Source organism: Nocardia sp. NPDC051832 (assembly GCF_040681285.1).
Lineage (GTDB): Bacteria > Actinomycetota > Actinomycetes > Mycobacteriales > Mycobacteriaceae > Nocardia.
The window spans coordinates 816,629-840,354 of record NZ_JBFAYL010000004.1 but is presented as its reverse complement, the minus strand read 5'-3'; the positions used below and the strand labels follow the sequence as shown (position 1 = coordinate 840,354).

Below are 23,726 nucleotides of genomic sequence, written 5' to 3'. Positions count from 1 at the left end.
AAACCATGAGCACCGCCGCCCTGCGCACCTACTTGACCGCGAGCCGCCTCTCCGCCCGCGGGCCGATCGATTGGGATGCCGCGCCGCCGCGCTTCAAGCTCTATCCGGACGCACCCCGAATTCTGCTGCCGCCGAACACACTCGGCGCTCTACTGCGTGACTTGTGCGGAGTCACCCGCATGATCTGGATGCCGACCATCGACCACCAGGGCCACCGAAACTTCGGGCAACCAAAGGTGCAGTACGGCCGGTCGGCCCCCTCCGGTGGCGCGTTGTACCCCCTGGACACCTACGTAGCGCTCGGCCGCGGCGAACTGGAACCGGCCCTCTACCACTACGACTCGGCCCACCACTGCCTGGAACTACTGCGCCCCGGCGACCATCGCACGGCCCTCCTCGCCCAGATCGAAAACTCACCCCCCGCCCCCGCCGCAGTGCTGGTTTTCGCAACCCGCTTCTGGCGCAACGGATTCAAGTACGGCGAATTCGCCTACCGCCTGCAAACCCAGGAAATCGGCGTACTCGCCGCCCAGGCCGCCACGCTCGCCACCGCACTCGGCACCACCGCCACCTTGCACCTCGACTTCCCCGACAACCGCATCAACGCCCTACTCGGCTTCGCCCCCAACGCCGAAGCCGCCCTGGCGATCTGCACAGTAGGCACAGCGGAAGCCACCGAAGCCGGCCCGACATACAAAGACCTGACAACCCGGCCACTCCCAGCCCCAAATGACCCACCCCCACCGATAACCGACCGACTGCCAGCGACCGCCGCCCTGCACACAGCCACCACCGCCTCGCACCCAGTCACCGCCTCGGCTGCTGATTTGGGCGGGGATGGCGGTGCGTTGGACGCGGGTGCCGTTGATTTGGGCGGGGATACAGCCGCCTCGTACGCAGGTGCCGCTGACTTGGTCGCAGCTGCCGCGGCTTCGGCTGCGGCCTCCGCAGCACCTGGCGGCGCACCGACGCCGATCAGCGATGGGGAGTCGCTGCTGGTTCCCGTGCGGTCGATCTCGTTGCCGCGGAACGTCGTTGCGCTCTCGGCGGGGATTGCCGGGCGGTCCTCACCTGCGGATGGTTTCTATCCCACTCCCGTTGCGGCGAACGCGCTTTCGGCGCTGCTGCAGGCTGCGGCCGACCATGCATCGACCCTGTATTGCCTGATCAACCGTGTCGATGGCATTCCGTCCGGCGGTTACCGCTATCACCGGCCCGCCCACAGCCTCTTTGCACTCGACGGCCCGTTCACTCCGGCTATTTCTTGTCATCCCACCGTTGGCGAGGCCGCCGCTGTTCTCGTTCCGGTCGGCGACCTGTATGGGGGTACCGCGGCCCACGGCCCCCGCTGGTATCGAATCCAGCAGGCCGCCGTGGGCGCGATCCTGCAGCGCGCTGCGCTGGCCGCCACGGTGCTGGGTCTCGCCACTCGCATCCACTCCGGTGAGGATCCGGACTTCGGCGTTCACCTCGGGTGTCGTGGCGATCGAATGCCCTTGTCCGCCTTGTTGATCGGTGTGCCGCGCCGGGTGTCCACGCTGGAACAGCGGATTGGCGCGCCGCTATAGGTTGTGTCGGTTCAGGAAGTCGGTGATGAGCTTCTGCCACTCCTGTGGGCGTTCCGCCATCGGCACGTGCCCCGAGTCGATCTCGGCGTACTCGGCGCCGGGGATGTGCGCGGCCAGGTAGCGGGAGTTGGCGGGGGAGATGAGGGTGTCGCGGGTGGTGGCGATGACCAGAGTGGGCACCGCGATACCGGCCAGGTCGGCGGTGGTGTCGCCGCTGCGCACCGCGCCGGCCTGTTCGAAGGTGCCGGCGGGGACGCCGGCGGCGATGGTGTCGAGCAGTCCGCTGACCTGGTCGCGGGGTACCGAGTTGAAGAAGTCCTCGCCGAAGCCGGTCAGCGCGACGAATCGAGCGAAGGCATGCAGGTCGCCGGCTGCCAGGTGGTGCTGCCAGAGGTCCACCGCGGCCACGGTGCGATTGTCGGCCCGGGCCAGACCGGCGGTCAGGACCAGCCCGCGTACGCGTTCGGGCCAGCGGGCCGCGACCCGCACCGACACCAGGCTGCCGAGCGAATAGCCGAGCAGCGTGAAGGTTTCCAGACCGGCGCGGTCAGCGGCGGCGACGATGCCCTCGGCGAGCAGGTCGGCGGTGAGTTCGGCTGCCCGCGGGGTCTCGCCCGAGCCCGGGTAGTCGGGAGCGACGACGGTGTGCCCGGTAGCGAGAGCCGGAATGATCGGCGCGAAATTTCCTTCGATGCTGCCGCCCGCGCCGTGCGCGAGCAGGATGCCGGGGCCGGAGCCGTGTGTGCTGGTGGCGAGTGCGGGAATTCGTGTCATGGCCGCGAGGTTGCCGTATGACATCAGTGTCAAGGTCAAGTCGTCGAAGGGAACGCCCGACCCATGCGCATCGGAGAACTGTCGCACCGCACCGGAGTCAGCCCCCGGCTGTTGCGGTACTACGAGCAGCAGGGCCTGCTGACCTCCGAGCGTGATTCGAACAGCTACCGCTGGTACCAGCCGGACGCCGTGACCCGCGTCGCCCGCATCCGCGAACTGCTCGACACCGGTCTGCCCACCGAAGCGATCCGCTCCCTGCTCCCGTGCACCGAGCCGGGCCCCGGACTACAGTCCTGCCCGCACTCGGTCGCGGTCCTCGACAATCAGCTCTCCCGAGTCGACGCGCAACTCGACGAACTGAACCGCCGCCGCGCCGCGCTGATCGACGTCAGCGGAAGCCTGCACTAGTCACGCGGGTCCGCCGCCCCGCACCGACCGCCGCCCAGATCGCGTCGACCTTCGTTTCGAAGTCCTCGGCGTCGATGCGGAACAGTCAGTGTTCGGCGCCGGGCAGCAGGATGGCCTGGAAGACCAATTCCCTAGACCGGCAGCGGCACGCAGGTCTTGCCCATGAAGACGGAATTGCGGACGTCCACGGTGCGGGTCAGCCGGGTGCCGTGGTCGTCCTCGGCGACGAGTTCGAACCGACCGGTGACGCGGGGCGTCCACTTCAGGACCCAGCGCGCCGCACCGGGGGCATGATCGGTCTGCGAGAGGGGCGCGCCCTGCGGGCCGTGCACGGTCAGCGTGACGACGCTCGGTCCGTCCACCTGCACGACCACGTCGTAGGTGCAGCCGATGCCGTAGCCCTCGGAAGAACCGGAGGTCGGGACGGTCGACACGGTCAGGTTCGTGACGGCGGCTTGTGCCGGGGTCGCGAAAACCGCGGCCGCGGCGAGCGGCGCCAGGGCAGCAGCGGTGAAACGGACCGGGACAGTGCTGGTGAACATGCGTTGCTAACCCTTTGCTCAAACGTGGGCGGCAAACGTAACATAGCGCCCAAATCGGGCCAAAGACCTCATCTTTCAGGTCGGTTGAGAATGAGGGCGGACGCGCGGGCGCGGACTTCTTCGCGGGTGCGGCCCTGGTGTCCGGCGGCGAGGAACTGGTTGCCGATGGCAAGGCAGAAGGCGAGGAGGCTGCGGGCCTCGACCTCGTCGGGGTCGGAACAGAAGGTGCCGATCATGTCGCGCAGCAGGTCCATGCGCACGTCGTCCACGCGGCGCAGGCGCTCGATGACCGCCGGATCGCGCCGGGCCCAATCGCGAATTGCCAGGTCGATGCCGAGCAGTCGATCGCCGGACAGGGTCAGCCGCCCGGCCAGCACTACCCGTTCACGGGGGTCCTCGATATCCGCGACCCGTTCCAGCACATCGTCGGTGCACTCGCGTTCCCACTGCTCGAGCATCGCCTCCAGCAGAGCGTTGCGGTCGGCGAAGTAGCCGTAGAAGCCACCCTTGGTCACGCCGAGCGCCTTGGCCACCACCTCGACACGCACCGCGTCCACGCCGTTGGTGGCCAATATCCGCAAACCCTGTTCGATCCACGCCTGGCGTGGTGTGCGTGCGACGCCCAAAGGTGGCTCCTCTCCGGGGCTGGCCTCGTTGTCGTCGGTAACCGTATCGTGGCCGGGTGATCGTCATCGGACCGCTGGAGCCGGCCGACCGCCCCGGATGGGAGCGGCTGTTCGAGGGCTACAACGCCTTCTACGGTCGCGAGACCATGCCGGACGGGTTCTATGACCGTGCCTGGGCGGAGTTCCGATCCGGTGCTCGAATGCACGCGCTGGGCGCGAAACTCGGCGGCGAACTTGTCGGCATCGTGCATTTCTTCGCCCACCCGAGCACCACCTCTTCCGATCTCTGCTACCTGCAAGACCTGTTCACCGCCACGGAGGTCCGCGGCAAAGGCGTTGCCCGGCAACTGATCTCCGCTGTCAAGGCATGGGCCGGCGAGCACGGGTGCGGCCGGGTGTATTGGCACACGAAGGACGACAATCACGCTGCCCGCCTGCTCTACGACAAGGTCGCCGAGAACCGTGGTTTCATCGTGTACACGATGCCGATCTGAGCATTCAGGACGTGGGGCAGACCGCGGCGGCCAGCGCGCGTTCGCCGGCGGATGCCCGTTCCTCATCGGTGAAGTCCTGGTTCACGTTGATGGCTACCGCGCGGCCGGTGGCCGGGGCCAGGCCGGCGTAGGTCACCGACCCGGTGATCCCGCCGTTGTGGCCCCAGAACTCTTGTCCGCAAGGCATTGTCATGCGCATCAGGCCGAGGCCGTAGGCCAAGGTGCCGCCTTCGCCGACGATCCGGACGGTGCGCATTTCCGCGAGCTGCGCGGGCGGGATGAGTTCGCCGCCCAGCAGCGCGGTGAAGAAGCGGTTGAGATCGCCGCCGCTGGCGACCATCGCACCAGCGGCTCCGGCCGACGACACGTTTTGATCGGTGTAGTCGACGCGCTGACCACGCACTTCGCTGTAGCCGGTGGGATGCGGGCCGCGCATCGCCGTCTCGTCCCGTTCCGGGAAATAGGTGCCGCGCAGGCCCAGCGGCTCGATGATGCGCCGCGAGATCTCCGCCCCGACCGGAGCGCCGGTGACCTTCTCGATCACCATCCCGGCGAAGGCGTAGTTGGTGTTGCGGTACTGCCATTTCGCGCCCGGCTCGAATTCGGCGGGAGCGGTCAGCGCGGTGCGCAGGACCGCGGCCAGGTCTGTGGTCTGCCACCGCACTTGCTCGGACAGGAAATCGATCTGCCAGGGCTCGGGCGTGGCCCCGAACTCCGCCACATACTCGGGCAGTCCACTGGTGTGCTGCAGCAGATTTCGGATGGTGATCCGATTGCCGTCGATGCCGGGCCCCTGCACCACTCCGGGCAGATACCGCTGCACCGGCGCATCCAGCTCGACCTTGCCCTCAGCGACCAGCTGCAGCATGACCGTCGCCACGAATGTCTTTGTCACACTGCCGATCCGGAACTGGCCATCCTCCGGGAACGGCGTACCGGAGGCGATGTCGCCGACACCGGCGGTGACCGACCAGCTGTGGCCCTTGTCGTCGATCACCGCCAGCGCACCCGGGTGCCCCAGTCGCACCGCCTCGTTCAGGGCCGCGGTCACCTGCGCGCGTCCCGCCTCTTGCACCTCGCCCGCATCGTCCACGCCGCAGGACATCACTGTCAGAATCGCCGCCGCCAGCACCGCAAGTTTCACCTTCACAGAACTCAACCTACGGAAGCCGGCGCCCAGCGATCAGCCTGCTGACGCCCGAATATCCGGTGGTGCTGGCACTACTGCTCGGCGGTCACCAGGTTGAACACCGTGCGGGTCGGCAGTCCGCCGAAGAGCTGGGCGATGATGATCGCGGCGCTCGCCTCCAGGTAATGCGCGTGCCGCAGGTCGCCGGTGCGGAGCGGAATACCGCCGGTCTCGGCGATGAGTTGTTCGGCAACGCGCAAGGCGTCCGGATCATCACCGCAATACGGAACAGTGAGGGTTCGGCCGTCGAATGTCAGCGCCGGCATCCGCCAGACGTCGCTGTGGCAGAGGTTGAACGCCTTGACGACGTGCCCGCCGGTAGCCTTCGCGATCTGCTGTGCCATTGCTTCGCCGGGCGGAGTGACGAGGGTGAATCCCTCGATTTCGACCGGATTGTTGCAGTCGATGATGGGTTTGCCCTGCAAGCCGTCCCCGATCTGTTCGAGCGTGTACGCCATCCCTTGGTACCGCACGCCGATCAGCGCGACCTCGGCGTGCTCCGCCGCCTCGGCGAAGGACCCGGCACGCGCGCCCAAACGATCGGCCAAAGCGGCGGCCTTGGCCGGCGTCCGCCCGGCGACCATCAGGTCATGGCCGTGCGCAGCCCATTTGGCGCCCAGCGCGCTGGACATATGGCCGGCTCCGAAAAGTGCGATTCTCATGCACCGAAAGCTAAGCGGCCGTGGGGAACCCGGAGGTTCCCCACGACGCTCAAAGCTCTTGCCCGGCCACCAGTTCCTCGGCGTGCTCCTCGGCCCAGCGCGCCAGCAGTGACACCGGTTCCAGCAGGCTCTGCCCGAGCGGTGTGAGCGAGTACTCGGCACCGGGTGGCGCGGCGGCGAGCGCGCGCCGCTCGACCAGCCGCGACGCCTCCAGCTTTCGCAGGGTCTGGGTCAGCATCTTCTTGCTGATCCCGCCGATCCGATCGCGCAGTTCGCTGTAGCGCAGCGGCCCGGTGCCCAGCCCGTAGATCACCACCACGGACCAGGTGTCGGCGACCAGGGCCAGGGTGGTGCGCGCCGGGCAGTCGGCGAGGAAGACATCGGAATCGCTCATCAGTCGGCGACCAATCTGGTTCGGAAACCTTCGAATTCGCGCTGGCGGCGCACCAGATACGCGCCGGGGGAGCAGCCGGAGGCGCCGTGCTCGGGATGCATGAGGTAGGCGACCGCCGTGGTCTGGAAGATACCGATCGCCAAGCGGTCGGAGTCGTGGAACTGGGTGGTCCAGCGGCAGGTTCCCGGTTCGGCGACGAGCACGTGCGGGTTGCCGCCGGCCGCGCCGCGCAGGAGTTCGATCTCGGTGATGAAGGTCCATTCGCGATCGGGTCGCCAGGTGATCGCCGCGGCGACGAAATCCAGCGGAACGACGATCAGGTCGCCTTGGGCCTGCACGCCGTCGATCACCGGAATGTGCAGGGCGCGGGTGGTGGATTCGTAAGTGACAGTCATGATTTCACCTCAGGTACGTCGTTGGAGCAGGGCATATTGCGCGCCGGTCAGGCCGTAGGTCCAGCCGGCCGCGGCGACGGGATCGGTGAATCCGCCCGGCACGGTGAGTCCGTAACGGCGGCGGGTGCCGTCGCGTTCGAGCGAGCCGTTCACGGCGACGAGCACGTTGAACGACCGCCGCATGTCGTAGAGGCGTAGCTCGAAGCCGGGGTTTCCGGGATCCGGCGCGGTCGCGATCAGCCGCATGCCCGCCTCCTCGATGTACGCGGGCCACCCGAATCGTTCTATGGCACAACGTCTTACCTCGACATTGACCTCGGCGTCGATACGCGCCACGGTGGGATCGGCGAGTACCCACTCCGGCACCCGCGTACCGTGCCAGGCGTGCACGGTCCAGCCGTCGCGGTAGCGCAGGGCTGGTCCGTCCGGGCAGTGCAACCGCAGTTCGCCCCGCTCGTCGGAGACCTCGGTTCTCGCGAGGACCGGACGCTCCGAGATGACACACACCTCCGGCTGCGGCCACCACCACCCACATGATCGAGCGACCTGCTCCCACAAGGTAATTCGCTCATCGACGGCGAAATTCCCGATCCGGCGCACCGCCTCCGCGTGTGCGAGCCAGACCACGGACAGGGTTCGCTGCCAGTTGAAATCGCGGCTGAAGACCTCCGCGTTCGCCTCGGCGGTGATCAGCGAACTCATCCGGGTGACGGTTTGGCTCAGCGACTGGAGCAAGTGCTCGCTGATCGCCTGGTTGGCCGCGGCCCCGAGTCGGCCGTGCTGCCCGTCGATGTCGACTTGCAACCCGGCGCGAAGAGCCGAGAGTTGTTGGGTGACAGTGAATTCGGGCTTGCGTCCGGGTTGACCCGGCGGGCCCGTATGCAATGCGGCGAAGGGCGAGGAAACCCACCGGAACCGCGGTGGCCGCAGCCCGATGAGCCGATACAGCTCGGAGATGGCCGCCTCGGCGGCAGGACGATCGGCGGGCATCGTGGACAGCGCCACACCCAGCCATTCTTCACGGATTGTTGCAGCGTGCCGCTGCGCGAGAACGCTCACCCGACGACGGTGACGTTGTCCTTTCCAATGATCATGGACGAAAGGATAACGCCGAACCGGCCGCCTGTCGATTTCCTTAGACCAGAATGCAATTCGTGACCATTAACGAGCACCCGATGTCGTTGCCCGAAGCCGAAAACCACCTGCTCGAGCGGGTCGCCGAACTCGCCGCCGGCTTCGCCGCGGTAGCGGCGGAATACGACGACCGCGCCGAGATCGCGGTCGATCATCTGACGGCGCTGCACAAGGCCGGCGCCGACGCGGCGGTCCTGCCCGCCGGGGTCGGCGGAACCGGAATGAGCTATCGGGCATTCGGCCGGCTACTACGCATTCTGGCCAAAGCCGATCCCTCCACCGCGACGATCTGGCTGATGCACGCGGGCGCGGGCGTCGGCCTCGCCGAATTCACCAGGGACACTCTCGGCCCGTTCTTCGCCGAGGAATTCCTCGCCGGAAAGCGCTTCGCGAACGCGCTGTCCGAACCGGCCAGCGGCAACCGCTTCCTGAACCCGCAGCAAGACGCGCTCCCGGCCACGGGCGGCTGGACCCTGACCGGCGCCAAGCGCTTCGTGTCCGGCGCCGAGATCGCCGACTACCTGATCGTCAACGCCCGGGTCGACGACGTGCCGACCTTCTTCGGCGTCCCGCTGCCCGACCCGTCGGTCTCGGTCATCCCGATCTGGGACACCCTGGGCCTGCGCGCCACGCGCAGCCAACTCCTGGCATTCGACAACACCGTGCTGCGTTCGGAGTACCGCGGCCGCGCACCCGGATTCACCGATTTCCAGACGATTCCGGCCGGGCTGCCCGCCATCTCCCTCGGCGTCGCCGACGCGGCCCTGAGCGCGCTGGTCGAACACGCGCGCGGGCGGGAGATCCTGGGCAAGCCGCTCTCGCATCAGCAGTGGGTGCAATTCGAGGTGGCCGACGTCGAATCCCGTCTGGCCGCGGCGCACGCGCTCTACGAGCACGGGCTTGTCGAGGCGGATAACGGAATTCCGAGCTTCTTCCCGACCTTGATGCGCGCCAAATACTTGGCGAACAAGATCGCCGTCGAGGTGGCGCAATTGGGTGTCCGGGTGGGCGGCGCTTCGGGCTACCTGAAACAATCTCCGATCCAACGCCACCTGCGCGATGCCGAAGCCGGCCAGCTGATGGCCTACTCGACCGAGGTGATGGCCGGCGAAATCGGCCGTGAAGTGCTGCAGGTGACCGACGAGTAACTCGCAGATCATGCAGTGAACGTGCTTACCTAGGGGCAATCTAAGCCAATGGACGGAAGGAGCCGGCGAGTGTTCAACCGCATCGCCATCGTCAACAGGGGTGAGGCCGCCATGCGCCTCATCCATGCCGTGCGGGATCTCGCCGCGGAGACTGGGCGGTCGATCGAAACCATCGCCCTCTACACCGATGTCGATCGGACCGCGACATTCGTGCGCGAGGCCGACCACGCCTACGACCTCGGCCCCGCCTCGGCGCGCCCGTATCTCGACCTGAAAGCGCTGGAAAAAGCGCTGGTCGCGACCGGTGCCGAGGCCGCGTGGGTCGGTTGGGGTTTCGTCGCCGAAGATCCGGCCTTCGCGGAACTGTGCGACCAGATCGGCGTCACCTTCATCGGCCCCAGCGCGGAGGCGATGCGCAAACTCGGTGACAAGATCGGCGCGAAGCTGATCGCCGAGGAGGTCGGCGTGCCGGTCGCGCCGTGGAGCCGCGGCGGTGTGGACACCGTCGCGGACGCGGTCGCCGCGGCAGCCGAGATCGGCTATCCGCTGATGCTGAAGGCCACCGCGGGCGGTGGTGGCCGCGGCATCCGCAAGGTCACCGACGAAGCCGAACTGGTCGACGCCTACGAACGCACCCGGCAGGAAGCCGTGCGCGCGTTCGGCAGCGGCGTGGTGTTCCTGGAGCGCCTGGTCACCGGCGCCCGCCATGTCGAGGTGCAGGTCATCGCCGACGGTCAGGGCACCGCCTGGGCGCTCGGCGTGCGCGACTGCTCGGTGCAGCGCCGCAACCAGAAGGTCATCGAGGAATCGGCCTCCCCGGTCCTGACCCCCGAGGGCGTGGCCGAGCTGAAGGCCTCGGCCGAGCGGCTGGCGATCGCGGTCGGCTATCGCGGTGCGGCGACCGTCGAGTTCCTGTACCACCCGGGCGACAAGATGTTCGCCTTCCTCGAGGTCAACACCCGTTTGCAGGTCGAACATCCGATCACCGAGGTCACCACCGACTTCGATCTGGTGCGCGCGCAGCTGCACGTGGCCGCCGGCGGCCGCCTCGAAGGCGAGCCGCCCGCCGAGCGCGGGCATGCCATCGAGGCGCGCCTCAACGCCGAAGATCCCGACCGCGACTTCGCCCCCGCGCCCGGCCGCATCCAGCGGCTTGATCTGCCCGCCGGCCCCGGCGTCCGCGTCGACACCGGCGTCAGCGAAGGCGACACCATTCCCGCCGATTTCGACTCGATGATCGCCAAGATCATTGCCTACGGCCGGGATCGGGACCAGGCGCTGGGCCGCTTGCGCCGGGCGATGGCGGAGACCCGGGTCATCATCGAGGGCGGCGCCACCAACAAGAGCTTCGTGCTCGACCTGCTGAACCAGCCCGAGGTGATCGACGGCAGCGCCGACACCGGCTGGATCGATCGGGTCCGCGGCGAGGGCCGGTTGGTCTCGCACCGGCATTCGGCCGTCGCGCTGGCCGCCGCCGCCATCGAGGCCTACGAGGAAGACGAACAGCTCGAGCAGCAGCGCCTGCTGTCCACCGCGTCCGGCGGCCGCCCGCAGGTGCAGCACGACAGCGGCCGCCCGCTCGACCTGAAGCTGCGCGGCGCCACCTACCGGGTGCGCGTCGCCCGCATCGGCGCGCACCGCTTCCGCATCGGTATCGAGGCGGGCGCCGAAATCCGCACGGCCGACGTCGATCTGGAGCGCGTCGACAAGTACACCGGCCAGATCGTGGTCAACGGCGTCCGGTACCGGCTGGTCACCGGCACGCACGGCACCATCCACCTGGTCGACGTCGACGGCGTGACGCACCGTGTCAGCCGTGACGAGGGCGGCGTCGTCCGTTCGCCCGCGCCCGCGCTGGTCGTCGCCACCCCGCTGGAAGTCGGCGCCGAGGTCGAGGCGGGCGCGCCGATTCTGGTGCTGGAGAGCATGAAGATGGAGACGGTGCTGCGCGCGCCGTTCAAGGCGCGCCTGAAGGAGTGCGCCGTCTCCGTCGGCACCCAGGTCGAGACCGGCGCGCCGCTGCTGCGGCTGGAGCCGATCGCCGACGACGACGAGGCCCAGGACGAAACCGCCGTCGCCACCGTCGAATTGGACCTGCCGGAGGGGCCCGCGCATCTCGAGCACGAGCGCACCATCCGCGGCCAGGAGAACCTGCGCAGCCTGCTGCTGGGCTTCGACGTCGACCCGCACGACGAAAGCCGCGTGCTCGGCGACTACCTCGCCGCGCGCCGCACCGCCATCCAGGAGGGCCGCCGGCCGCTGGCCGAGGAACTCGAACTCGTCGACGTGTTCGCCGATCTCGCCGATCTGAGCCACAGCCGGGTGCTGGGCGAGGACAGCCAGGGCCACGTGCACAGCGCCCGCGAGTTCTTCCACACCTACTTGCAGAGCCTGGACGTGGAGCGGGCCGGGGTACCGGAGTCGTTCCAGGAGAAGCTCGCCAAGGCGCTGGGCCACTACGGCATCACCGAACTGGATCGTTCGCCGGAGCTGGAAGCCGCGGTGTTCCGGGTCTTCCTGGCCCAGCAGCGCCTCGCCGAGACGGTTCCGGTCATCACCACGCTGCTGCGTGAGTGGCTGCAGGAGCCGGTGCCGGACGGCGTGCTGCGCGACCCGGTCGGCCTGGCGCTGGAGCGCCTGATGGCCGCGACCCAGGTGCGTTTCCCGGTGATCGCCGACCTCGCCCGCGGCGTGGTCTACGCCTGGTACGGCCGGCCGCTGCTGCGGCGCAACCGCGCTCGCGTCTACACCAACGTCCGCAAGAACCTGACCCATCTGGACGCGCACCCGGATTCGGCCGACCGCGCCGACCGGATCGCCGACATGGTCCGCAGCACCGAACCGCTGGTGCGACTGCTCGGCCAGCGCCTGGAGCGCGGCAGCCAGGACAACACGGTCATGCTGGAGGTGCTGACCCGCCGCTACTACGGCAACAAGGGCCTCACCGGCCTGCGCACCCAGCAGGCCGACGGCTGCACCTTCGTCATCGCCGAACGGGACGGCCTGAGCCTGGTCTCGGCCGCGGTGCGCTACGACGCGCTGGCCGCCACCCTGCGCGGCCTCTCCGGATTGGCGAGCACCGCGGCGTCGGTCGACGTCGACATCTACCTGAGCTGGGAAGATCAGCCGGACGATTTCGATGCGATGGCCGCGGCCCTGCAAGAAGCCATCGGCGCGCATCCGCTGCCGAAGCAGGTGCACCGGATCACCGCCACCGTCGCGGGCAGCGGCGGCGCGGTGATGCACCACCACGTCACCTTCCGCCCGTCCGCCACCGGTATGGCCGAGGAACGACTGATCCGCGGCCTGCACCCCTACATCGCGCAGCGGATGCAGATGGAGCGGTTGCGCAAGTTCGACCTCACCCGCCTGCCGTCCTCGGACGACGAAGAGGTGTACCTGTATCGCTGTGTGGCGAAGGAGAATCCGGGCGACGACCGCCTGATCGCCTTCGCCCAGGTCCGCGACCTGGCCACGCTGCGCGATCAGGACGGCAACCTGCGCGCCCTGCCGACCGCCGAGATCACCATCGCGACCTGCCTGGATTCCCTGCGCCGGGCGCAGTCGCGGCGGCCCTCGGCCAAGCGGTTCAACACCAACCGGATCGTCATGTACATCTGGCCGCCGGTCGATGTCACGCGCGCCGAGTTGCAGTCCATCATCGGCGGGCACGTGCTGCCGACCACCGCGGGCGCGGGGCTGGAGGAGATCCTGCTGATCGCCCGCGAGCGCGATCAGGAGACCGGCGAGCTGACCAAGGTCGCGCTGCGCATCTCCTTCGACTCGCACGGCGGCACCGAGGTGACCGTCGGCGAACCGACCGACGACGTGGTCGAGCCGATCGACGAGTACCGGCAGAAGGTGCTGCGCGCCAGCAGCCGCAACACCGTGTACCCGTACGAATTGACCGGTCTGCTGGGCGATTTCGCCGAGTACGACCTCGACGACACGCACACCCTGGTGCCGGTCGACCGGCCCCGGGGCCGCAATACCGCGGCGATCGTCACCGGTGTGGTCTCGACCGAGACCGAGCGCTACCCCGAGGGCATCACCCGCGTGGCGCTGCTCGGCGATCCGACGAAATCGCTGGGTGCGCTGTCGGAACCGGAGTGCCGCCGGGTGATCGCGGCCCTGGATCTGGCCGAGCGGATGCAGGTGCCGGTGGAGTGGTACGCGCTGTCCTCCGGCGCCCGGATCTCCATGGAGTCCGGCACCGAGAACATGGACTGGGTGGCGGCCGCGCTCAAGCGGATCGTCGAGTTCACCCAGGACGGCGGCGAGATCAACATCGTGGTCGCGGGCATCAATGTCGGCGCGCAGCCGTACTGGAACGCCGAGGCCACGATGCTCATGCACACCAAGGGCATCCTGGTGATGACCCCGGATTCGGCGATGGTGCTCACCGGCAAGCAGGCGCTGGACTTCTCCGGCGGCGTCTCGGCCGAGGACAACTTCGGTATCGGCGGCTACGACCGCGTGATGGGCCCGAACGGCGAGGCGCAGTACTGGGCGCCGAACCTGCCGGCCGCGCGCGATGTGCTGATGGCGCACTACGACCACACCTATGTCGCGCCCGGCGAGGCCGGACCGCGGCGGTCGCGGACCAGCGACCCGTCCGATCGTGATGTCTCCAGCTTCCCGCACGACCTCGCGGGCAGCGACTTCACCACCGTCGGCGAGATCTTCTCCGCCGCCGCGAACCCGGATCGCAAGAAGGCCTTCGACATTCGCACCGTGATGCGCGCGGTGTCCGACCAGGACCACCCGGTGCTGGAGCGCTGGGCGGGCATGGCCGACGCCGAGACGTCCGTGGTGCTGGACGCGCATCTCGGCGGCATCCCGGTCTGCCTGGTGGGCATCGAGTCCCGCGGTATTCCGCGCCGCGGCTTCCCGTCCACCGACGGCCCGGACACCTACACCGCCGGCACCCTGTTCCCGCGGTCGTCGAAGAAGACGGCGCGCGCCATCAACGCGGCCAGCGGCAATCGCCCGCTCGTCGTGCTGGCGAACCTGTCCGGCTTCGACGGCTCCCCGGAGTCGCTGCGCAAGCTGCAGCTGGAGTACGGCGCCGAGATCGGCCGCGCGGTCGTGAACTTCCAGGGCCCCATCGTGTTCTGCGTGATCTCGCGCTACCACGGCGGCGCGTTCGTGGTGTTCTCGAACAAGCTGAACCCGAACATGACGGTGCTCGCCGTCGACGGCTCGTTCGCCTCGGTCCTCGGCGGCGCTCCGGCCGCCGCGGTGGTGTTCGCCGGTGAGGTCAACACCCGGACCGCGGCCGACGCCCGGGTCCGGGAACTGGAGACCCGCACCGCCAGCGCTTCGGGCACCGACCGCGCGGCGCTGACCGCCGAGCTCGGTGAGCTGCGTTCCTCGGTGCGCGCGGAGAAGATCGCCAATGTGGCGGCCGAGTTCGACAAGGTGCACGACATCCGCCGTGCCGTCGAGGTCGGTTCGGTCGACGCGGTCATCCGCGCCGAGGAACTGCGCCCGCGCATCATCGAGGCGATCGAAGCGGGCCTGTCCCGCTAGCTCGCCTGCCTGACCCACCGATCCGCGCCCCTTCGGGGGCGCGGATCGGCGTTTGCGCAACAAATAGGTGGCGGCTGTTGCAGAGTGCCGCCGGTTTGCTACTGTCGGCCAGGTGCCCGCCGCGTCGAAACCACCTGTGACCCCGAAGGATGCCGACGACAGCATCGAGTCGCGAATCCTGGACGCGGCGCTGGTCCAGTTCGAAATGGTGGGCTTCAAGAAGACGACCATCGAGGATGTCGCGCGCCGCGCCGGAGTCGACCGGGTGACCGTCTATCGCCGGGTCGGTTCCCGCGACGATCTGGTGCAGGCCGTGGTCAGCCGCGAAGTCGGCGCGGTGCTCGCGGAACTGGCGAAACTCCCCAGCCGGCACGACAACGCCGCCGATCTGGTGGCCGACATGTTCGTCACCGTGCTGTCGCGCTGGCGGCAGCACGCGCTGGCGCAGCGCATGATGACGCTGGAGCCGGAGCGGGTGATCGCCAGCCTCACCACCGAGGGCGCGACCGCGTTCACCGTGTCGGTCGCGGCCGCGGCGGCCGCCATGCAGCAGGCCGTCGAACTCGGGCTACTGCCCGAGCTTCCGGATGTCATGACGCGCATGGAGGTCGCCTGCCGCGTGGTGCACTCCTTCATCCTGCTCCCGGACATCACCGTGCGATTCGAATCCGATTCGGCAATGGCCGATTTCGCGCGGACCTACCTGCTGCCGATCGTCACCGGTTCGTAGTGGCCACGAGCCGCCGAGCTCATTGCAGCCGGCGTACCGCCTCGACGATCGCGCGGCGACGGTCGTCGGCGCTGTCGCCGCCGGCGGGAGCGAGGTTGCTCGGGCTCCACGCCAGCGCGAGGCTCAGCACCAGGGTCAGCAGCGTGGCCGGCGAGAACGCGGAGCCGAGGCCGGTGTCCCGCTGCACCGCGGCGAGCGCGGCGAGCTTCGCCTCGGACGCGGTCACTGCCGCCGGATCCGGGTCGCCGCGTTCCAGGCGGCGCCAGGCGGCCAACCGGATGACCTCGGGGTGCCGCAGGGTGTAATCGAAGAGCCGCCCCGCATACCCGGGCAGATCGCCGGGCGTGAAGGCGACCGCGTTGAGGCCGGCGGTGACGTGGGTGTCGAAGACGGCGTCGAAAAGTTGCTCCTTGCTACAGAAGTAGATGTAGATGAGGTTCTTGTTGGCCGTGGCGGCCTTGGCGATTCGGTCCACCCGGGCGCCGGCGATGCCGTAGGCGGCGAATTCGCCGGTGGCGGCCTGCAAGATGCGGGCCTTGGTGGCGTCGGCTCGAGACATGTCCGGTTCCCTCTCATCCGCCGCTGAAGATCGCGATGGCCGCGTCCGACACGACGAGCAGCACGACACACCACAGGGTAATTCCGGCCATCAGCCAGCCGATCAACCGCCAGCGGGGGATGCCGAGCGCGCCGCCGAGCAGGGCCGAGCCCCAAGTGCCGAGCAGTGCGGGTCCGACTATGCCGAAACCTGCCGCGCCGAATCGGTCGAATACGCGCCGTGCGCCCCGCTTCGCGGCGCCGCCGAACTGGGCATCGGCGTGCACGCCGACCGAATCCGCCTGGGCGAGAACCGGTTTGCGGCGGGCACGCCAGGATTGCCAGTACCGCACCGCGTGTTCCATGGCGAACACCGCGAAAACCACACAACCGGCGGCGCCCAGTAGCACCGCTGCCAATGTGGCCGGGACGGGCAAGGAGAGTGACAGGCCGAGCGGGATGGCGGGAGTGCCGACGGCAAACCCTGCGAGCAGGGTCCAAACGAATCGTCCCAATGCGGATTCCCTTCAGCGACACGCAACTAACTAACTGGTTAGTATTCTTGCATGACGCACAGCGAACCCGCGCCGGCCGCACTCGCGGCCGGGAAGTACCTGCTCCTCACCACCTTTCGACGAGACGGCAGGGCGGTTTCCACGCCGGTCTGGGTGATGCCCGACGGTCAGACCTTGGCGGTGTGGAGTGCGGCGGACACCGGGAAGGTGAAGCGAATTCGCAACAGCGGCCACGTCACCGTCGCTCGCTGCGACTGGCGCGGCAAGCCCCTCGGCGCGCCGGTACCCGGCTTCGCGGAGTTGCTGACGTCGGAGGCCAGCGCGCATTTCACCGGTCTGATGAAACGCAAGTACGGGCTGGTCGCCCGGATCGGGTTGCTGGGCAGCGCGTTTCGTGGCGGATCCGAGCGCATGGTGGGCATCCGGATCCGCCTCCAGGAACACGATTGACCGGTCAGTTCTCCAAGACGCGGATGAGCCGGGCGACCCGGGGGTCGCGGGTCAGCCGATGATCCAGGGCGATATTGACGATGCCCCGCAGCAGGGCGTAGGGCTCCCATCCGGCGGGCGCGATGGTGCGGGCGGCGCGGCGGCCGATGCCGTCGGCGATGACCCGGGCGGCTTCGGCCGCGGTGATGCGCACGCTCAACGGCCAGGGCAGCAGGCCGTCGATGGCGCGGCCGAGGTCGTCGCGATCGAGGGTGGCATGGGTCATCTCGGTGTCGACGATGCCGAAATAGGAGATGCCCGCGGTGGCGCGGTGCGGTGCGAGTTCCACGCGCAGGGCCCGGCCGAGTTGTTCGACCCCGGCCTTGCTGATCATGTAGGGCGAGCCGCCCATGCCCGGCGCGAAGGCGGCGCAGGAGGAGACCACGACGACATGTCCACGGGCGCTGACGATGTGGTCCAGCGCGGGATGAACCGTGTTGAACACGCCGGTGAGGTTCACGCCCAGCACCTGATCGAAGCTCTTCGCGTCCATGGTGCGCAGGGTGGCCGGTTTCGGTACCACACCGGCGTTGGCGACCACGACGTCGAGGCGGCCGAAGTGCTCGGCCGTGCGGGCTGTCGCCGCGGCCATCGCCGCGCGATCGGTCACGTCGGCCGCGATCGCCAGCGCGCGGTCGCCGAGATCGGAAGCGACTGCGCGGGCGCGGCTTTCGTCGATGTCGACCAGCGCGAGCGCGGCGCCGCGCCGGTAGAGGACTGACGCGAGTTCGCTGCCGATACCCTGACCCGCCCCGGTGATCAGCACCGTCTTGCCCTGAATGTCATAGCGGGGAACGGCAATTCGGCGTAACGGCCCGATGTCGATCATGCGGTCACCTCGTAGGAATCGATATCGAATCGGCTCGTGCGCTGCCGATACTGGAAGCTCCAGTTGGGGTAGAGCCCGGCATTGCGGCCGTCGGGGGTCTGGTAGTAGCCGGTGCAGCCGCCTGTCACCCAGACCGTGGACGCGCTGCGCTGGTCCATCTCTCGCAGAAACTCTTGCTGGACCCGCGGTCGCACCTCGACGCGGCGCACGCCGCGGGACCGCACGGTGGACAGTGCGTCCACGATGTAGGCGATCTGCGATTCGATCATGAAGATCGCCGACTGATTGCCCGCGGCGCCGAACGGGCCGAGCGTGCAGAAGAAGTTGGGGAATCCGGCGAGGGCGGCGCCGAGGTAGCTCTGCGGCTGTTCGCGGTAGAGCTCAGCCATCGATCGGCCGTCGCGGCCGAAGAAGCGCTCGAACGCGCTGGGGGTGGAGGTGAATCCGGTGCCGAAGATGATGGCGTCGATCGCGCGTTCGGTACCGTCGCGCAGCACGATCGAGTGCGGTCGCACCGCACTGATGCCGTCGGTCACCACCTCGACATTGGGCTGGTCGAGCGCGGGGAGGTAGGAGTCGGAGAAGATCGCGCGCTTGCAGCCGATCATGTAGTCGGGGGTGAGGATCCGGCGCAGTCGCGGGTCCCGGACCTGGCGCAGCAGCTGTAATCGACCGAGCAGTTCATAGGGATGCCGGAAGCGCTTGTCCACGAACCCGACCAGGCCGAAGCCCTCGATGGCGGTGAACCAACTGCCGCGAATCACCTTGCCCACCGCGGGGATCTGCCGCAGCAGCAGACGTTCCAGGCCGGAGGTGCGGCGATCCAGGCGCGGCACGATCCACGGCGCGGACCGCTGGAACAACACGAGTTCGGCTACTTCGGGCTGGATTTCGGGGACGAACTGCACCGCGGACGCGCCGGTCCCGATGACCGCGACCCGCTTGCCGGTCAGGTCGTAGTCGTGCTCCCAGTGCAGCGAGTGGAAGGTCTTCCCCTCGAAGGTTTCCAGCCCGGGCACCGACGGGTATTTCGCCTCCGCGAACAGGCCGGTCGCCGAGATCAGGAAATCCGCGCTGAGCTCGCCCTGGGAGGTGTCGATCCGCCACCGCGCCGCGGCATCGTCCCACCGTGCCGCCAGCAATTCGGTGTCGAACTGGATATGTTGCAGCACATCGTATTTCGTCGCGACCGCGCGAATGTACTCGAGGATCTCGGCCTGCCTGCCGTACTTGCGCGACCAGTCCGGGTTCGGCGCGAAGGAGTAGCTGTAGAGCTGGGACGGCACATCGCAGGCGCAGCCGGGATAGGTATTGGCCTGCCAGGTCCCGCCGAGGTCACCGGCTCGCTCCAGGATGACGAGATCGTCGAATCCGGCCTGCCGCAGCTTGATCGCCAGGCCGATACCGCCGAAGCCGGCGCCGACGATCACGACGCGCGGCGGCGGGGCCGAGCTGTTGGTGGAGGTAAAGCGTTGCACCATGGACGTTTTCGTCTCTTTCGATGGGCTACAGGTCCAGGACCAGCGCGTCGTCCGCCGCACGGGAGACGCAGGTGAGCATGTGGTCGTCGCGTTCGGCCGCGGGCAGGGTCCGGTCGCGGTGGTCGACGGCGCCGCCGAGTACGCGGGTTTTGCAGGTGCCGCAGAAGCCCTGACGGCAGGAGTACACGACGTCGGGGATCGCGCGCTGGATGGCCGTCAGCGCGGTTTCCCCGGCGCCGACCCGCACGGTCTGACCGGTGCGCGCCAGCCGGATCCGGAACTCCCGGCCGTCGGTCACCGGCGGCGCGGAGAAGCGTTCGGTGTGCAGCGATCCGGTGGGGTTGCCCGCGAACATGGTCCGCTCCGCGGCGGCGGCAACGGGCGGGGGACCGCAAACATACACGGCCGCACCGGGTTCGGCGCGGGCGATCAAATCCGCTATATCCGGGATCCCGGTTTCGTCGTCCGCGCGAATCTCCGCCCCGGGCAGTTCGTTCAGGAACGGCATTGTCGCGCGTGATCGGCCGAGGTAGATCAGGTGACCGCGCGGGCCGGCCGCCTTGACCATCGGCAGGATCGGGGTGATGCCGATACCGCCCGCGAGGAACAGATAGGAGGGCGCGTCGACGAAAGTGAAGGCATTGCGTGGACCACGCACCCGCAGTGCGTCACCGGCGCGCAGACGATGCATCTCGACCGACCCGCCCTGACCGTTCGCGATGCGCCGCACCGCGATCCGGTAGCCGGACACGTCGTTCGGGTCGCCGCACAATGAGTACTGGCGCTGCGTCCCCGAGGGCAGGAACACATCCAGATGCGCCCCCGGACGCCATGCGGGCAGCGCTGCGCCGTCGGCGGCGCGCAGCGTGAACGACAGCACGTCGACCGCTTCGGCGGTGATCCGGTCCACCACCAGGTTCAGATCGAAACCCTTGCGGCGCAGTGGGTCCGGCTGGGAAAGCAGCGGGGCGGCCGAACCCGCGACGAAGATCTGTTTGTAGGCGTCCATCACCGTGCCCAGCGCGCGCAGGCTGCGCGAGGGCACGAATGGTTCTGCTGCCGTTCCGGTTTCCATCAGTGACCGGCCGCCCGGGCAGCGGGGGAGTGCGCCAGGTAACGCAGCGCCTTGTCCATCGGGCCCAGCTGCGAGGGGTGGAAGCCGCGCCGCAGATAGCGGGGCATCTCGGTGAAGAACGTGGTCCAACTGGGGATCACGCCGCGCCGGGTGGCGCTGACGAATTGCAGCGCCCAGTAGCGCCCCTTGTCCGGTGTGGGATCGCTGCGGTAGAGGTACGCCGTCGAGACGATGAACAGCGGCAGCAGCGTCGCCGTCGCCAGGACGGCGGTGCGTGCCCGGCGCGCGTAGCCGCCGTCCACGTGCATGTACGCGTCGAACACCACGCTGCGATGCTCGACCTCCTCCGCGCCGTGCCAGCGCACCAGATCCAGCATCGCCGGATGCATGCCGCGCTCTTCCAGAATGTCGGCGTTGAGCAGCCATTCGCCGATCACCGCCGTGAAATGCTCCATCCCGGCGAACAATCCGAGCCGTTCCTGCAACCACGCCTGGCGGGCCCGGCCGGTGAGTCCGTGGTCGCCGAGAATCCGGTCGACCAGCCAGGCGATCGTCGAGACATACGAATCGACGTTCAGCCCGATCGAGGCCAGGTGCCGCCGGGCGCCCTCATGGCTGGTGGCGTGCATGGATTCCTGGCCGATGAACCCCTGGACCTCTTCGCGCAGCCGCTCGTCGTCGATGAGCGGTAAGGCCTCGGCGAGGCACTGGGCCATGGCGCGTTCGCCCTCGGGCAGGACCAGGTGCATCACATTGACGATGTGCGTCGCGAGCACCTCGCCCGGGATGTAGTGCATAGGCACCGATTCGAAGTCGAAGTGGACGTCGCGAGCATGAATCGCGTGCGCCTCGTCGCTGTAGGGGCGCCTCGTCGCGCCGGTGGTCGCAGCCATAACCCGAATGTACAGAGCAACAAACTGTATGGCAATGTTGCAGTGCGATCGATGCCGAATCCGGCAATCCGGTCCTGCCGCGGAGCGGCGTCCCCGCGGCGAGCGCCTCGCGCACATAGGATGACCAGCGCTTATTCCAGTTCCCATGAGTGCGGCTTTGTCAGGGCTTCGACCGGTTCGAGACAGGGAGTGCGAGCGATGGACGGCATGAATGGCGGGGTCTTTTCCCGGCGCGGGGTAATCGGGGCCGGGGCGGCGGCACTGCTGGCGACCGGAGTGGCGACGACGGCGAGCGGCTGCGATTCGACCTCGGACGCGCAGAACTCGACGAAAGATCCGGTCGACCCCAGCGGTCACATCGTCGATCAGCAACAGCAGCTGGCCAAGACGTTGCCCTTCGACGACACCCGGGATTTCGCCGACACCGACCGCGGTTTCGTCGCGGCGCTGGAACCCGACGTCATCAAGGACGCCAACGGAAAAGTGGTGTGGGACTCCGACTCCTACTCCTTCATCCAGGGCACCTGTCCCAACTCGGTGAACCCGAGCTTGTGGCGGCAGTCCCAACTGATTGTCAAACAGGGTCTGTACGAGGTGGTTCCGGGGATCTATCAAATCCGCGGCATGGACCTGTCGAACATGACGATCATCGAGAGCGACACCGGCATCCTCGTGATCGATCCGATGATCTCGCAGGAGACAGCCGCGGCCGGTCTGAAACTGTATCGGGACAATCGCGGTGACCGGCCGGTGCGCGGCATGATCTACACCCACTCCCACGTCGATCACTTCGGCGGCTCGTACGGCGTGACCACACCGGAAGATGTTGCGGCGGGCAAGGTTCCGGTGCTCGCGCCGACCGGGTTTATGGACCACGCGGTGTCGGAGAACGTCTACGCCGGCACCGCCATGGCCCGGCGTTCGGCCTACATGTACGGAGCCGCCCTGCCGCGCGGAGTCAAAGGGCAGGTCGGCGCGGGCCTCGGGCAGACCACCTCGACCGGCGTCACCACCCTGATCCCGCCCACCCGGGACATCGCCACCACCGGCCAGGAAGAGGTGCTCGACGGGGTGCGGATCGTCTTCCAGATGACCCCTGGCACCGAGGCGCCGGCCGAGATGAACTTCTACTTTCCGGACCACCGGGCGATGTGCGTCGCCGAGAACGCCACCCACACTTTGCACAATGTGCTCACGCTGCGCGGTGCGCTGGTCCGTGACCCGCATGTGTGGGCGAAGTACCTCACCGAGACGATCACCATGTTCGCCGGGAAGTCCGACGTCGCGTTCGCCTCGCATCACTGGCCGACCTGGGACACCGCGAACATCGTGAATTTCCTGTCGACACAGCGGGACATGTACGGCTACATCAACGACCAAACGCTGCGACTGTTGAACCAGGGCTATGTCGGCTCGGAGATCGCCGAGATGTTCCAGATGCCACCGGCATTGGAGAAGCAATGGAACACGCACGGCTACTACGGCACCGTCAGTCACAACGTCAAAGCGGTCTATCAGCGCTACATGGGCTGGTTCGACGGCAACCCCGCGCACCTGTGGGAGCATCCACCCGTCGAGTCCGCGAAACGCCATGTGGCGGCCATGGGTGGGGCCCGGGACGCGCTCCGCAAAGCGCAGCGCGCCTACGACGACGGCGACTACCGCTGGGCCACTACGATTTTGAACTACGTGATCTTCGCCGACGCGAACAATGACCGGGCGAAGATGTTGCAGGCCAGTACCTTCGAGCAACTCGGTTACGGCGCGGAGTCCGGCCCGTGGCGCAACTTCTATCTCAGCGGCGCCTACGAACTGCGCAACGGGCAGTTCGGCACGCCGACCAGCCCGCCGTCACCCAGCATGCTCGACGGTTTGTCGGTCGAGCAGGTCTTCGATGCGCTGGCCCTGCAGATCAACGGCCCCAAAGCCTGGGACCTGCACCTGACCACCGACTGGATCTTCACCGACGAGAACATCACCCACCGCGCCGAACTCCGCAACGGCGTGCTGGTGCACTGGAACCGCACGCCCGACGACGGCGCCCCGGCTCCGGATGCCACCTTCACCCTGACGCGCCCGGAACTCATCGGCCTGCTCATGGGCGGCCAAGACCCCACTGCCGCGGTGAAATCCGGTGCATTGCAAGTCAGCGGAAACCCCGGCGTACTGACCCAGCTCAAAGCGGTGATCGACAAGCCCGACCCCAACTTCGCCATCGTCACCCCGTGACGTCGGCAGCCGGCCGCACCCCGTAGCCGCCACGCGGAGTTCATGATCGTCCGGAATTGGTGGCGGCATCGCCCGAGTGGAC

At 68.1% G+C, this 23,726-nt stretch carries 22 protein-coding genes; 8 read left to right on the top strand and 14 right to left on the bottom strand.

The features are described from left to right. Window positions 1-5 precede the first annotated feature (5 nt). Window positions 6-1,568: a SagB family peptide dehydrogenase gene (locus AB0M14_RS29335; RefSeq protein ID WP_365000384.1), complete on the top strand. Its 1,563-nt coding sequence runs from the start codon at window positions 6-8 to the stop codon at window positions 1,566-1,568. Here AB0M14_RS29335 and AB0M14_RS29330 read toward each other — a convergent pair. Then, window positions 1,563-2,342 (bottom strand): alpha/beta hydrolase, encoded by a 780-nt coding sequence (locus tag AB0M14_RS29330; RefSeq protein WP_365000382.1) that lies wholly within the window; start codon window positions 2,340-2,342, stop codon window positions 1,563-1,565. The two genes, AB0M14_RS29335 and AB0M14_RS29330, sit on opposite strands and share 6 nt — an antisense overlap. Before the next feature lie 63 nt (window positions 2,343-2,405). On the opposite strand from AB0M14_RS29330, the gene AB0M14_RS29325 reads away from it, so the two are divergent. Then, entirely contained in the window at window positions 2,406-2,750 is a 345-nt protein-coding gene (locus AB0M14_RS29325; RefSeq protein ID WP_365000381.1) for a MerR family transcriptional regulator, read from the top strand. Window positions 2,751-2,881: 131 nt separating this feature from the next. Here the strand turns inward: AB0M14_RS29325 and AB0M14_RS29320 are convergent, their stop codons facing one another. Next, window positions 2,882-3,292 carry a hypothetical protein gene (locus AB0M14_RS29320; protein WP_365000379.1) on the bottom strand — a complete coding sequence of 137 codons (411 nt, stop codon included), beginning with the start codon at window positions 3,290-3,292 and terminating at the stop codon, window positions 2,882-2,884. 68 nt (window positions 3,293-3,360) lie between these two features. Continuing rightward, the gene (locus AB0M14_RS29315) at window positions 3,361-3,918 is read right to left on the bottom strand and encodes a TetR/AcrR family transcriptional regulator (protein ID WP_365000378.1); all 558 of its coding nucleotides are present in this window, start codon (window positions 3,916-3,918) and stop codon (window positions 3,361-3,363) included. 56 nt (window positions 3,919-3,974) lie between these two features. Between AB0M14_RS29315 and AB0M14_RS29310 the strand changes: the two genes are divergently transcribed. Beyond that, on the top strand, window positions 3,975-4,412 hold the full coding sequence (locus AB0M14_RS29310; RefSeq protein WP_365000377.1) for a GNAT family N-acetyltransferase: 438 nt from the start codon (window positions 3,975-3,977) through the stop codon (window positions 4,410-4,412). Window positions 4,413-4,416: 4 nt separating this feature from the next. Here the strand turns inward: AB0M14_RS29310 and AB0M14_RS29305 are convergent, their stop codons facing one another. The 5 genes from AB0M14_RS29305 to AB0M14_RS29285 all read right to left on the bottom strand — a co-directional run bounded on the left by AB0M14_RS29305 (window position 4,417) and on the right by AB0M14_RS29285 (window position 8,111). Continuing rightward, window positions 4,417-5,562, bottom strand: coding sequence for a serine hydrolase domain-containing protein (locus AB0M14_RS29305; RefSeq protein WP_365000376.1), 1,146 nt, complete (start codon window positions 5,560-5,562; stop codon window positions 4,417-4,419). A 71-nt stretch (window positions 5,563-5,633) separates the two neighbouring features. Continuing rightward, window positions 5,634-6,263 (bottom strand): NAD(P)-binding domain-containing protein, encoded by a 630-nt coding sequence (locus AB0M14_RS29300; RefSeq protein ID WP_365000375.1) that lies wholly within the window; start codon window positions 6,261-6,263, stop codon window positions 5,634-5,636. Window positions 6,264-6,312: 49 nt separating this feature from the next. Beyond that, window positions 6,313-6,657, bottom strand: coding sequence for a helix-turn-helix domain-containing protein (locus AB0M14_RS29295; RefSeq protein ID WP_365000373.1), 345 nt, complete (start codon window positions 6,655-6,657; stop codon window positions 6,313-6,315). Further along, window positions 6,657-7,052 (bottom strand): hypothetical protein, encoded by a 396-nt coding sequence (locus AB0M14_RS29290; RefSeq protein ID WP_365000372.1) that lies wholly within the window; start codon window positions 7,050-7,052, stop codon window positions 6,657-6,659. The genes AB0M14_RS29295 and AB0M14_RS29290 overlap by 1 nt, the downstream gene beginning before the upstream one ends. A gap of 9 nt (window positions 7,053-7,061) precedes the next feature. Further along, window positions 7,062-8,111 carry a DUF6745 domain-containing protein gene (locus AB0M14_RS29285; RefSeq protein WP_365000370.1) on the bottom strand — a complete coding sequence of 350 codons (1,050 nt, stop codon included), beginning with the start codon at window positions 8,109-8,111 and terminating at the stop codon, window positions 7,062-7,064. A 95-nt stretch (window positions 8,112-8,206) separates the two neighbouring features. Between AB0M14_RS29285 and AB0M14_RS29280 the strand changes: the two genes are divergently transcribed. From AB0M14_RS29280 to AB0M14_RS29270, 3 genes are all read left to right on the top strand, one after another. Beyond that, entirely contained in the window at window positions 8,207-9,334 is a 1,128-nt protein-coding gene (locus AB0M14_RS29280; protein ID WP_365000367.1) for an acyl-CoA dehydrogenase family protein, read from the top strand. Window positions 9,335-9,403: 69 nt separating this feature from the next. Then, window positions 9,404-14,866 carry a carboxyl transferase domain-containing protein gene (locus tag AB0M14_RS29275; protein WP_365000365.1) on the top strand — a complete coding sequence of 1,821 codons (5,463 nt, stop codon included), beginning with the start codon at window positions 9,404-9,406 and terminating at the stop codon, window positions 14,864-14,866. Between the two features lie 112 nt (window positions 14,867-14,978). After that, window positions 14,979-15,596, top strand: coding sequence for a helix-turn-helix domain-containing protein (locus AB0M14_RS29270; RefSeq protein WP_365000363.1), 618 nt, complete (start codon window positions 14,979-14,981; stop codon window positions 15,594-15,596). 19 nt (window positions 15,597-15,615) lie between these two features. On the opposite strand, the gene AB0M14_RS29265 is transcribed toward AB0M14_RS29270, so the two are convergent. After that, complete coding sequence (locus AB0M14_RS29265; RefSeq protein WP_365000361.1) at window positions 15,616-16,155, bottom strand: TetR family transcriptional regulator; 540 nt, start codon at window positions 16,153-16,155, stop codon at window positions 15,616-15,618. A 13-nt stretch (window positions 16,156-16,168) separates the two neighbouring features. Then, window positions 16,169-16,648, bottom strand: a complete 480-nt coding sequence (locus AB0M14_RS29260; RefSeq protein ID WP_365000359.1) for a hypothetical protein — start codon at window positions 16,646-16,648, stop codon at window positions 16,169-16,171. A 51-nt stretch (window positions 16,649-16,699) separates the two neighbouring features. On the opposite strand from AB0M14_RS29260, the gene AB0M14_RS29255 reads away from it, so the two are divergent. Next, window positions 16,700-17,098 (top strand): PPOX class F420-dependent oxidoreductase, encoded by a 399-nt coding sequence (locus tag AB0M14_RS29255; protein ID WP_365000358.1) that lies wholly within the window; start codon window positions 16,700-16,702, stop codon window positions 17,096-17,098. Window positions 17,099-17,102: 4 nt separating this feature from the next. Here the strand turns inward: AB0M14_RS29255 and AB0M14_RS29250 are convergent, their stop codons facing one another. The 4 genes from AB0M14_RS29250 to AB0M14_RS29235 form a co-directional block, all read right to left on the bottom strand. Next, the gene (locus AB0M14_RS29250; protein ID WP_365000356.1) at window positions 17,103-17,966 is read right to left on the bottom strand and encodes a short-chain dehydrogenase/reductase; all 864 of its coding nucleotides are present in this window, start codon (window positions 17,964-17,966) and stop codon (window positions 17,103-17,105) included. Further along, window positions 17,963-19,447, bottom strand: coding sequence for an NAD(P)/FAD-dependent oxidoreductase (locus AB0M14_RS29245; protein WP_365000354.1), 1,485 nt, complete (start codon window positions 19,445-19,447; stop codon window positions 17,963-17,965). Before AB0M14_RS29245 ends, AB0M14_RS29250 begins: the two co-directional genes overlap by 4 nt. A gap of 25 nt (window positions 19,448-19,472) precedes the next feature. Further along, the gene (locus tag AB0M14_RS29240) at window positions 19,473-20,456 is read right to left on the bottom strand and encodes a PDR/VanB family oxidoreductase (RefSeq protein ID WP_365000516.1); all 984 of its coding nucleotides are present in this window, start codon (window positions 20,454-20,456) and stop codon (window positions 19,473-19,475) included. Between the two features lie 65 nt (window positions 20,457-20,521). Further along, complete coding sequence (locus tag AB0M14_RS29235) at window positions 20,522-21,415, bottom strand: metal-dependent hydrolase (RefSeq protein ID WP_365000352.1); 894 nt, start codon at window positions 21,413-21,415, stop codon at window positions 20,522-20,524. A 198-nt stretch (window positions 21,416-21,613) separates the two neighbouring features. Here AB0M14_RS29235 and AB0M14_RS29230 point away from each other — a divergent pair, with 198 nt between their 5' ends. Further along, on the top strand, window positions 21,614-23,644 hold the full coding sequence (locus AB0M14_RS29230) for an alkyl sulfatase dimerization domain-containing protein (protein WP_365000351.1): 2,031 nt from the start codon (window positions 21,614-21,616) through the stop codon (window positions 23,642-23,644). Window positions 23,645-23,726 lie beyond the last annotated feature (82 nt).

What these genes read in the sequence shown, in the direction of transcription:
- AB0M14_RS29245 (WP_365000354.1), bottom strand. Translation starts at nt 19,447, where the DNA reads ATGGTGCAACGCTTTACCTCCACCAACAGCTCGGCCCCGCCGCCGCGC.
- AB0M14_RS29290 (WP_365000372.1), bottom strand. Translation starts at nt 7,052, where the DNA reads ATGACTGTCACTTACGAATCCACCACCCGCGCCCTGCACATTCCGGTG.
- AB0M14_RS29255 (WP_365000358.1), top strand. Translation starts at nt 16,700, where the DNA reads ATGACGCACAGCGAACCCGCGCCGGCCGCACTCGCGGCCGGGAAGTAC.
- AB0M14_RS29230 (WP_365000351.1), top strand. Translation starts at nt 21,614, where the DNA reads ATGGACGGCATGAATGGCGGGGTCTTTTCCCGGCGCGGGGTAATCGGG.
- AB0M14_RS29300 (WP_365000375.1), bottom strand. Translation starts at nt 6,263, where the DNA reads ATGAGAATCGCACTTTTCGGAGCCGGCCATATGTCCAGCGCGCTGGGC.
- AB0M14_RS29335 (WP_365000384.1), top strand. Translation starts at nt 6, where the DNA reads ATGAGCACCGCCGCCCTGCGCACCTACTTGACCGCGAGCCGCCTCTCC.
- AB0M14_RS29320 (WP_365000379.1), bottom strand. Translation starts at nt 3,292, where the DNA reads ATGTTCACCAGCACTGTCCCGGTCCGTTTCACCGCTGCTGCCCTGGCG.
- AB0M14_RS29330 (WP_365000382.1), bottom strand. Translation starts at nt 2,342, where the DNA reads ATGACACGAATTCCCGCACTCGCCACCAGCACACACGGCTCCGGCCCC.
- AB0M14_RS29240 (WP_365000516.1), bottom strand. Translation starts at nt 20,456, where the DNA reads ATGGACGCCTACAAACAGATCTTCGTCGCGGGTTCGGCCGCCCCGCTG.
- AB0M14_RS29325 (WP_365000381.1), top strand. Translation starts at nt 2,406, where the DNA reads ATGCGCATCGGAGAACTGTCGCACCGCACCGGAGTCAGCCCCCGGCTG.
- AB0M14_RS29235 (WP_365000352.1), bottom strand. Translation starts at nt 21,415, where the DNA reads ATGGCTGCGACCACCGGCGCGACGAGGCGCCCCTACAGCGACGAGGCG.
- AB0M14_RS29265 (WP_365000361.1), bottom strand. Translation starts at nt 16,155, where the DNA reads ATGTCTCGAGCCGACGCCACCAAGGCCCGCATCTTGCAGGCCGCCACC.
- AB0M14_RS29250 (WP_365000356.1), bottom strand. Translation starts at nt 17,966, where the DNA reads ATGATCGACATCGGGCCGTTACGCCGAATTGCCGTTCCCCGCTATGAC.
- AB0M14_RS29295 (WP_365000373.1), bottom strand. Translation starts at nt 6,657, where the DNA reads ATGAGCGATTCCGATGTCTTCCTCGCCGACTGCCCGGCGCGCACCACC.